This window comes from Streptomyces sp. NPDC002306 (assembly GCF_053593435.1).
In genome coordinates this window covers 25,324-34,826 of the sequence record NZ_JBSFCK010000039.1, presented here as the reverse complement: position 1 = coordinate 34,826, position 9,503 = coordinate 25,324, and the positions used below count along the sequence as shown (strand labels likewise).

At 70.7% G+C, this 9,503-nt stretch carries 8 protein-coding genes; 3 read left to right on the top strand and 5 right to left on the bottom strand.

Annotated features, from left to right (window positions below; all coding sequences use genetic code 11):
• Positions 1 to 268: 268 nt before the first annotated feature.
• Positions 269 to 1,279, bottom strand: a complete 1,011-nt coding sequence (locus ACWCQK_RS35915; RefSeq protein WP_451162394.1) for a polyprenyl synthetase family protein — start codon at positions 1,277 to 1,279, stop codon at positions 269 to 271.
• A 1,122-nt stretch (positions 1,280 to 2,401) separates the two neighbouring features.
• Here ACWCQK_RS35915 and ACWCQK_RS35910 point away from each other — a divergent pair.
• Entirely contained in the window at positions 2,402 to 2,878 is a 477-nt protein-coding gene (locus ACWCQK_RS35910; RefSeq protein WP_451162392.1) for a transglycosylase SLT domain-containing protein, read from the top strand.
• Positions 2,879 to 2,887: 9 nt separating this feature from the next.
• Here ACWCQK_RS35910 and ACWCQK_RS35905 read toward each other — a convergent pair whose 3' ends face one another.
• The 4 genes from ACWCQK_RS35905 to ACWCQK_RS35890 all read right to left on the bottom strand — a co-directional run bounded on the left by ACWCQK_RS35905 (position 2,888) and on the right by ACWCQK_RS35890 (position 6,719).
• Complete coding sequence (locus tag ACWCQK_RS35905; protein ID WP_451162390.1) at positions 2,888 to 3,694, bottom strand: HAD family hydrolase; 807 nt, start codon at positions 3,692 to 3,694, stop codon at positions 2,888 to 2,890.
• 56 nt (positions 3,695 to 3,750) lie between these two features.
• On the bottom strand, positions 3,751 to 4,107 hold the full coding sequence (locus tag ACWCQK_RS35900) for a hypothetical protein (RefSeq protein WP_451162388.1): 357 nt from the start codon (positions 4,105 to 4,107) through the stop codon (positions 3,751 to 3,753).
• A gap of 62 nt (positions 4,108 to 4,169) precedes the next feature.
• The gene (locus tag ACWCQK_RS35895; RefSeq protein ID WP_451162386.1) at positions 4,170 to 5,438 is read right to left on the bottom strand and encodes an NAD(P)-binding domain-containing protein; all 1,269 of its coding nucleotides are present in this window, start codon (positions 5,436 to 5,438) and stop codon (positions 4,170 to 4,172) included.
• Between the two features lie 27 nt (positions 5,439 to 5,465).
• Positions 5,466 to 6,719 (bottom strand): carboxylate--amine ligase, encoded by a 1,254-nt coding sequence (locus tag ACWCQK_RS35890; RefSeq protein ID WP_451162384.1) that lies wholly within the window; start codon positions 6,717 to 6,719, stop codon positions 5,466 to 5,468.
• 253 nt (positions 6,720 to 6,972) lie between these two features.
• Here ACWCQK_RS35890 and fahA point away from each other — a divergent pair, with 253 nt between their 5' ends.
• On the top strand, positions 6,973 to 8,193 hold the full coding sequence (gene fahA, locus ACWCQK_RS35885) for a fumarylacetoacetase (protein WP_451162382.1): 1,221 nt from the start codon (positions 6,973 to 6,975) through the stop codon (positions 8,191 to 8,193).
• A gap of 356 nt (positions 8,194 to 8,549) precedes the next feature.
• Positions 8,550 to 9,488 (top strand): M56 family metallopeptidase, encoded by a 939-nt coding sequence (locus ACWCQK_RS35880; protein ID WP_451162380.1) that lies wholly within the window; start codon positions 8,550 to 8,552, stop codon positions 9,486 to 9,488.
• Positions 9,489 to 9,503 lie beyond the last annotated feature (15 nt).

Sequence of the window (9,503 nt, the reverse complement as noted above, 5' to 3'; positions counted from 1 at the left end):
GTGCAGGGGCGAAGCCCCGCAGGGGTGCAGGGGCGAAGCCCCGCAGGGGTGCAGGGGCGAAGCCCCGCAGGGGTGCAGGGGCGAAGCCCCGCAGGGCGCCAGGGGTGTCGCCGGAGTCCACGTGGGGCGGAGTTCAGGGATGCAGGGGCGTGGAGCCAGAAGCCTGGCGGGGTGCAGGGGACGCAGTCCCCGCCGGGGTCCGGGGCGGAGCCCCGGAACGAGGGTGCCTTCCCGCCAACCGAGTCGGGCGGGTGGGTGGGCAAGGCCCCTACCCCGCCCGATGCACCACCGCATCGCACAACTCCACCAGCGCCCGCTTCGCCCCGCACTCCCGCAACGGCGCCAACGCGGCCCGCGCATCCTCCGCGTACCGCACGGTGTCCCGCCGCGCCTGCTCCAGCGCGGGGTGCTCCCGCAGCGCGCCCAACGCCTCCGCCAGCCGCGCGTCATCACTCAGGTCGGAGTCCAGCAGCTCGCACAGCGCGACATCCTCCGCCAGCCCCAGCCTTGCCGCCCGCTCCCGCAGCCGCAGCACCGGAAGCGTGGGGATGCCTTCGCGCAGATCCGTCCCGGGCGTCTTCCCGGACTCGTGGGAGTCGGACGCGATGTCGAGCACGTCGTCGGCCAGCTGGAAGGCGACCCCGAGCCGCTCCCCGTACTGCGTCAGTACGTCCACGATCCTCTCGTCCGCCCCGGACATCATCGCCCCGAACCGGCACGCCACGGCCACCAGCGACCCGGTCTTGCCGCCCAGTACGTCGAGGTAGTGCTCGACCGGATCCCGGCCGTCCTGCGGTCCCGCCGTCTCCAGGATCTGCCCGGTCACGAGCCGCTCGAACGCCTCCGCCTGCACCCGCACCGCCTCCGGCCCGAGGTCGGCCAGGATGTGCGAGGCCCGCGCGAAGAGGAAATCACCGGTGAGAACCGCGACCGAGTTGCCCCAGCGGGTGTTCGCGCTGTCCACCCCGCGCCGCACCTCGGCCTCGTCCATGACGTCGTCGTGGTACAGCGTGGCGAGGTGCGTCAGCTCCACGACCACCGCCGACGGCACGATCCCCGGCGCGTGCCGGTCCCCGAACTGGGCCGCGAGCATCACGAGCAACGGCCGGAAGCGCTTCCCGCCTGCCCGCACCAGATGCTGCGCGGCCTCCGTGATGAAGGGGACCTCGCTCTTGGTGGCCTCGAGCAACCCTTCCTCGACAGCCGCCAATCCGGCCTGGACATCGGCTTCCAGAGCCTGGTCCCGCACGCTCAGCCCGAACGGCCCGACGACGGTCACGAGGGGTCTCCTGTCTGCTGGTGTCTACTGGCGCTTACACGGTTTGTCGATAGGTCGCTGCCATCACTCAAGTCAGCGTATCCGGTCACGTTTCGATCACCGATAGCCCCCACGGTTACAGGCCAGGCCGTACCGGATCACGCCCGTTATGTCTCCGATCGGACGACATGGGCAGGCCGCATCGGATTTCCGCCGCCGCGACGGGAACTGTCGACGCGCCAGAAGGCAAGGATCCGCGCCCCGCACCCCACACCGCGCCACCTCGGGAGACCCAGCCCTGGTCGGCGCCGGCACGGAACGCCGCCCGCCTCCGCGCAACGGATCGCCGCACACCATCACCTGACCAGCCGAAGACACCCACCCGCCCCCACCGGCGCGGCACCCCGCACGCACGCACCCCCCAACCAATAGGGGGCCCGCCGGGGCCACCCAGATGACCGACCACCGGAACCACCCCCCACAGAGGACAGAGAGGGCGGAGGGACCGTGAGGCCAGGGAGGCCGGAGCGGCCGGAGCGGCTGACGAGAACCGAGAGCCAGCCCCCACCCGACCCCACCCCTCCAGCCAATCCGAGGGACCAACACCACCAATCACATCAATCCGTTCAAAACGGACTAATAGAAGAGAAAGGGACCTCTTCGGCACCCATGTCCGATTTGCCGCGAATAATTAATGAATCCCTCTTGGCATTAAATGCCCCAACGCCCCCCGACGCGTGAATTGGGTCACTCGCCCCAACATGGGGGAATATCCACCCCGCACCCCACCAGCCTTCTGCCGCAAGCGATTTGACCCTTGGCAACCGCAAAGGATCAAGCGCCTCATATGCCTCAGATCAAGGTCAATAGGTGTGAGATGTGAATCCGGTACTTGTTTCGGACATGTGCTCTCGCATACGTTCCGGGCAATCGGGCGGACGCCTAATCCTGCCGCCGCCCTTCACCACCATCGACGAACTCATTCGTACGGCAGGAGCGGGAGAACCCAGGCAAGCCGCCGGACCGGACGTCACCCCGGGACGGCTAGGGGCTAAGTCGCATCGCCGAAGAGCGGTACGACCGGGCACCTCCCCGCCCGAGCCCGACAGCTCACCTCGCAGGCACCCGGAGAGGAACCTCGACATGCTCGCTATCGGCCAGACCCGTCGCGCCCGTTTCGTCCGCACCCTCGCCGTCGCCGGTACCGGCGCCGCCGTGCTCACCCTCCCCATCCTCGGCGCGACCTGCGCCACCGCGGCCCCCGCGTCCGTGACCTCCACGCCCACCGCGGTCGCGTACAACAAGAACCTCGACGGCTGGATCCGCCAGTCCCTCTCCGTCATGGCGAAGCACAAGATCCCCGGAAGCTACAACGGGATCTACCGCAACGTGATGCGCGAGTCCTCCGGCAACCCGCGCGCCATCAACCTCTGGGACTCCAACGCGGTCAAGGGCATACCGTCCAAGGGTCTGCTCCAGGTCATCGACCCGACGTTCGCCAGATACCACGTGGCCGGCACCTCGTTCGACATCTACGACCCGGTCGCGAACATCACGGCCGCCTGCAACTACGCCGCCAAGCGGTACGGCTCGATCGACAACGTGTCCAGCGCGTACTGACCGGCCCGATCACGAAAGAAGTCTCTCGAGGACGACGGCGACCCCGTCGTCCTCGTTCGACAGGGTGATCTCGTCCGCCACCGCCTTCAGCTCGGGGTGGGCGTTGGCCATCGCCACCCCGTGGGCGGCCCAGTCGAACATGGGGATGTCGTTGGGCATGTCGCCGAAGGCGAGGGCCCGTTCGGCACCCAGGCCGAGATGCTCCGCGGCCAGCGCCAGCCCGGTCGCCTTGGTGACACCGCACGGCTGGAGCTCGACGGTCCCCGGGCCCGACATGGTGACCGTCGCCAGCGACCCCACCACGGAACGCGCTGTCGCCGCCAACTCGTCGTCGGACAGGGCGGGATGGCGCAGCAGGACCTTGCTGATGGGGTCGCACCACAGGTCGTCGCGCCGTCCGACCCGTACCGCGGGCAGGGTCGGGTGGGGCATCAGATAGCCGGGCTCGATCAGCGTGAGGCCGTCGACCCCGTCCTGGTCCACGGCCGCGTAGACCTGCCCGACCTCGGCCTCGATCTTGCCGAGGGCGGTCTCGGCCAGCTCCCGGTCCAGCGTGACCGACCACAGCAGCCGGTCCGCGCCGGCGTCGTACAACTGCGCTCCCTGCCCGCACACCGCGAGCCCGGTGCAGCGCAGCTCGTCGAGCAGCGGTCGCACCCTCGGGGCCGGGCGTCCCGTCACCACGAGGTGCCGGGCACCGGCGTCCACCACCCGCGACAGCGCGGCGAGGGACCGGTCGGAGAACGTGTCGTCGCCGCGCAGCAGCGTTCCGTCCAGGTCGGTGGCGATGAGTGAGAATGCGAGGGGAGCGGCCATGATCAGAGAATACGGACCCCACGCCCCCACGACTCACCCCCGTTTCACCCCCGTTCTCAGCCCCAAGTAGTGCCCGCGGGCTCCCTGATGGTGGTGTTGACGCGTTCGCCGTGCACACAGGCACCGAAGCCGTCGGTCTGGCAGGTGCGCAGCGCCACGATCTCCGCCAGGTCCTGAGCCAGGCCGCTCTCGCCGATCGCGGATCGCGGATCGCGGATCGCGGATCGCGGATCGCGGATCGCCGGGAAGAGGGTGCCGATGCCTCTTATCGCGGTCGGAAGGACGTACGCCGGATTCGTCATCCGTGCCTGCAGGGTGCTGCCTCCCGCGCGTCCGCCGGATCCCCCGGCCCTGTCGTTGATCTTCTCGGGGTCGGTCGGATCGATCCGGGTGCGGTGACGGGTCGCCGTCACCGCACTGACGTTCCGGAGGCCGGCTCTGTGACAGACCGGCGGAACTTCTCCTCGGCCGCTCCTCAGCCGTGCGCCGCCGCCAGGTGCTTCGCCAGCCGCGGGGACGCGAACTCCGTACCGCACACGAAGCGCATCACCGGGCCGTACGAGGCCGCCGACGGAAGGCCGGTGAAGTACAGACCGGGCACGGACGACACATAGCCCGCGCCGAGCTTCGGAGTGCCCCGGCTCACCGCGAGCGCGGCACGCAGCTCGTGACCGAGGAAGTCCATCGCCGCCAGGTCCACCCGGTATCCGGTCGCCGCGATGACGTGGTCGGCGGACAGTTGCCGGGTGCCACCCGCGTGCGGGGCGACCGTCAGCGTCGTACGGTCGTCCGCCGCACCTGCCCCGACTATCCGCGCCACCTCGCTGACCTGCACCTTTCCCTCGAAGCGGTCGCGCAGCCACCAGGCGCCGAGCGGGCCGAGGACACGGCGGACCAGGTAGTGGCGGGTCTGGGCCGGGAGGTAGCGGTAGGGGTGCGGGTAGTAGCTGAGCGCCCACAGCGACCAGGCCCGGCCGAAGGGGGACTCGGGGCGCAGCTTCGGCTGGTTCCACGGAGGTGCGCCGAAGGCCACCCGGCCGCGGCCGCGCGAGACGACCCGCACCTGCGCGCCCGCCTCCGCCGCGAGGGCTGCCGTCTCCAGCGCGGACTGGCCCGCGCCGACGACGATGAGCTCCTTGCCGGAGAACCGGCTGAGGTCGTGGTGCTGGGAACTGTGGGAGACCCGGCCGGTGGGCGCGGGGCCGTCCGCGGCGGCCGCGGCCAGCTCCGGCGGAAGGTAGGACAGACCGGACAGTCCGGTGGCCACGACGACCGCCCGGGCGGTGAACAACTCACCGGAGTCCAGCTTCAGTTCGAACCCCGAGTCGGCCGCTCCACCGTCACCACCGCCACCACCGTCGCGACCCGCTCCACCCGCTCCACTCGTTCCGCCGGCCCTCCGGTCGACGGAGACGACCCGGACGCGCTCCAGCTCGGGCACCAGCTTCTGCTGGAACCACTCGCCGTAGGCGATGAAGCTCTCGGCGGGGATGATGTCCTCGTCCGTCACCAGTCGGCGTATGCCGGCCGCGTCGCAGTAGTCGACCAGGTTGTGGCCCTGCTGCGGTGCGTCGATGTTGGAGGCCACGGGGGTCGACTTCAGGAGCATGCCCGCGGGCATGTGGTCGCGCCAGCTCACCATGGGTTCGCCGAAGACGCGGACAGGGATGCCGCGCGCCCGCAGATGGGCGGCGGTCGACAGGCCGAAGGGCCCGGCACCGATGATTGCTACCGGTCGGATCACGAAGTCCCTCCCCAGGACGTCACTTCGTCACTTCGTGGTGGTGCTGCCGCCGCGGCGGTTGGTGCGCCACAGCTGGTAAAGATGTTTCGCGCCCGGCCGCACGAAGCGCGCGAGCATCGTGAAGAACGGCCGCAGGTCGTCACCCGCCAGCCAGGCCAGCTCCGTCCCGCTCGACCGCGTCGGTGCGTGCGGCGTCGTATAGCCGCTGCGGCGGTAGGCGAGGAGAGCGGGCAGATCGATGTTCTCCACGATGTACCGGTGGCCGGCGCGCTGTTCCCCCTCCGGAACGGTGCGGCCGGTCAGGTCCAGATGCATGGCGCGGACCACGTCCACACCCGACTCGTTCTCGAAGAGCCGGAACTGGGCGCCCACGCGCGGGTTGAAGTCGAGCAGTTTGTACTGACCGTCGCGCCGGTCGAAGCGCAGGTCGAGGTCGATGATTCCGGTGAAGCCGATCTGTTTGATGAAACGTGTGGCGAGGTCCGCGAGTTCCGGGTTGTCGACGACGTACGCGTTCGCCGTCATGCCCGCGTGCGGCGGCCAGGAGCGGACCTTCACACCGGTGAACATCGCCAGCGGGATCGAGTCCCGGTCGAAGTAGGCGTGCACGATCCAGTCCTCCGCCTGTTCCCGCGGCAGGTACTCCTGGAGGATCACGCCGGGGTCGCCGTGCCGCTCGCCCCAGTCGTCGGCGAGCGCGAGTAGTCCCTCCCGGCTGGAAATCCTGGTCGTGCCGTTCACGGCCGGCCGTTTGCGCCGTACGAACGCCTCGCGGTTCTTGGCCACCACCGGGAAGCGTGCCTTCTCGGCGAACGCGACGACGTCGTCGTAGGACTGCGGGAAAGCCGCCGACGGGCTCGGAATGCCGTGCTCCACGCACAGTTCGTGCAGGCCCTGCTTGCTGGCCAGGTGGCGCGGTAAGCCGGGTTCGACCCGCGGGAAGAGAAAGTGGTCGGCGAGCGCCTCCTGGTGCTCGGCGATCAGGACCGCGGCCTCCTCGTCGGTCGGGACGAGGACGGTGGGCCGGCCGATACGACGGCCGATCCGCTGGAGTCCCGCCACGAGGTACTCCGGCTCCTCGGTGCCGGTCGTCGGCCAGACGAAGGCCCGCTCCAGATAGCGCGAGGCGGCGGCCGGCGTGTAACGGTCCTCGGTTATCGCGTACATCGGGACGCCCAGGCGGCCCAGACTGCGGATCGCTCCGACCCCGCCGTGGTGCAGCGGATAGTCACCGAACTTCACGATGAGACCCGGCACATCACGGTCGGCCTCGAAAGGCATGCTGCTGGTACTCCCGGCCACGGGTCCCCCCACGTGTCCCCCCTACGGACCGGACCCACCCCGTCCGTGTCCCCCAAAGGACGCTAAGCCGGAATTGCCGCCTCCGACAACCCTAAAACGGACATTGCAAACTCTTTAGACACTGCCCAAGACAGCCAACTCAGCCGTAACGTGTGCCGCGGTCACATGAAAAACACCATGTGGCACGACCAAACGGAACGCACCGCACGCATCCGAGAGTGAGGCAGTACCCATGCCCCCCTTCGACGTCCCCGAGGGCGATCCCTTCGGGCCGCACAACCTTCCGTACGGCGTCTTCTCCCCCGCGGGTTCGCACTCCGCCGAGCGCAGGGTCGGCGTCCGCCTCGGCGACCACGTCCTCGACGCGGGAGCCGCGGCCCTCGCGCTCGGCTCCCCGTACGCCTCCGTGCTCGCGCGGCCGACCCTGAACCCGCTGCTGGCGGCCGGCCGCACGGTGTGGTCGGACGTACGACGCGCACTGACCGGGTGGGTGACGGTGCCGGCCCACCAGCAGGCCGTCGAGCCCTTCCTCCACCCCCTGTCGTCGGTGACCCTGCACCTGCCCTTCGAGGTCGCCGACTACGTCGACTTCTACGCCTCCGAGAACCACGCCCGCAACGTCGGCCAGATCTTCCGCCCGGACGCGGCGGACTCCCTGACCCCGAACTGGAAACACCTGCCCATCGGTTACCACGGGCGGTCCGGAACGGTCGTGGTGTCGGGCACGGACGTCGTACGGCCCTCGGGCCAGCGCAAGGCCCCCACCGACGAGGCACCGGTCTTCGGGCCGTCGGTACGGCTGGACATCGAGGCCGAGGTCGGCTTCGTGGTGGGCGCGCCGTCACAGCCGGGCCGCCCGGTGCCGCTCGGCGACTTCCCGGACCACGTCTTCGGCCTGTGCCTGCTGAACGACTGGTCCGCGCGTGACATCCAGGCCTGGGAGTACGTCCCGCTCGGCCCCTTCCTCGGCAAGTCCTTCGCCACCTCGGTGTCGGCGTGGATCACACCGCTGGACGCGCTGGACGACGCCCGGGTCGCCCCGCCGGCGCGCACCCACGCGCTGCTCCCGTATCTGGACGACACGGACGAGGAGCCCGGCGGCTACGACCTGCGCATCTCCGTCGCGATCAACGGCCAGGTCGTGTCCGAGCCGCCCTTCTCCACCATGTACTGGACCGCCGCCCAGCAACTCGCCCACATGACCGTGAACGGCGCCTCGCTGCGTACGGGCGACCTGTACGGGTCGGGCACGGTCAGCGGCGCGGCCGAGGGAGAACGCGGTTCCCTGCTGGAGCTGACCTGGAACGGCCGCGACCCGCTCGAACTGCCCGACGGCAAGCGTGCCTTCCTTGAGGACGGCGACGTGGTCACCATGACGGCATGGGCTCCCGGACCGGACGGACTGCGGGTGGGCCTCGGGGAAGTGACGGGCCGCGTGGTGCCGCGCGACTGACCGGCACAGGTCCGAGTCGGCACCGACCGGCACAGGACCGGAGGACGGCGCCCGGAGACGGGGTCCGGAGTACGGGGTCCGGAGTCTGAGGCGTGGGGCCGCGGGGTGTGGGCCGCGGGGTGTGGGCTGCCAGCGCGTCGGTGCACGCCTGCGGCCCGCCTCGGCCGGGGAGTGCTGGCCGTCCCCGGGGCCAGTCGCCCAAGGATCCTGACTCCGGCCTCCGGCGCCCTCATACTGGCGGTGGGCGCACGACACGCGTGCCGGGGTCCGCCTCCGCACCACCCGACCGCACCACCCCAGTTCCCTTCGCGCCCCCTGACAACCACCCCCTCCGATCAGGATCCGGAGCCCATGGCATGACCCTCTGCCTGCTCCTGCTGAGCCTCGTCGCCCTGGCGGCCACCGTGCCGGTTCCGCGCGCGCTGACCCGGGCGGTGTGGCCGGAGCGGGAACCCGTGGTCGCGCTGTGGGTGTGGCAGTGCCTGGTCGCCACCGTGCTGCTCTGCTGCCTCACAGCCCTGGTGCTCAGTGCCGCCGCCGTCTTCCACACCGTACGGGTCCAGGTCTTCGCCCCCGCACCGCGCGCCGTGAGCGAGGCCTACGACCTCTCGGCCACAGCCCCGTGGGCGACGGCCCTCACCCTGCTGCTCGCCTGCGGTGCCGCCTGGACCACGGCCATGCTCGCCCGCGAACTCGTCGAGGCCCGCCGCCGCCGCGGCCTGGCCCGCGCCCATCTGCGCGAACGCGCCCCCGACCTGCCGGCCGGCCTTCCCCCCGCCCGCGGGCCGCTGCTGGTGCTGGAGGACGAGTACCCCGACGCCTGGTGGCTGCCCGGCCACCCGCCCCAGCTGGTCGTCACCACCGGCGCCCTGCACCGCCTCACCGCGCACCAGCTCGACGCCGTCCTCACCCACGAACGGGACCACGCCCGCGCCCACCACGACTGGCTGCTGCATCTGTCCACGGCACTGGCCACCGGATTCCCCCGCGTCCCCCTCTTCGCCCACTTCTGCGACCAGACCCACCGGCTGGTGGAACTCGCCGCCGACGACACGGCGTCCCGCCGCTGCGGCCACCTGACCACCGCGCTGGCCCTCATCGAGCTGAACCAGCACCGCGGAGTGCTCTCCTGCGCCTCCAGCCATCGCCTCCTGGGCGAGCGGGTCGACCGGCTGCTCGAACCGCCCCCTCGCCTGGGCCGCCGGGACCGGGCCCTCACCACGACGGTCGCGGCGCTGGTCCCGCTCCTCCCCCTGCTGATCACGTTCGCACCCGGACTGACCGCGCTCGGCTGACGGCCTTCCCGACCC

Excerpts from the sequence above, each read along its gene's own strand:
- ACWCQK_RS35910 (WP_451162392.1), top strand. The coding sequence starts at position 2,402 with ATGCTCGCTATCGGCCAGACCCGTCGCGCCCGTTTCGTCCGCACCCTC.
- ACWCQK_RS35905 (WP_451162390.1), bottom strand. The coding sequence starts at position 3,694 with ATGGCCGCTCCCCTCGCATTCTCACTCATCGCCACCGACCTGGACGGA.
- ACWCQK_RS35890 (WP_451162384.1), bottom strand. The coding sequence starts at position 6,719 with ATGCCTTTCGAGGCCGACCGTGATGTGCCGGGTCTCATCGTGAAGTTC.
- fahA (WP_451162382.1), top strand. The coding sequence starts at position 6,973 with ATGCCCCCCTTCGACGTCCCCGAGGGCGATCCCTTCGGGCCGCACAAC.
- ACWCQK_RS35880 (WP_451162380.1), top strand. The coding sequence starts at position 8,550 with ATGACCCTCTGCCTGCTCCTGCTGAGCCTCGTCGCCCTGGCGGCCACC.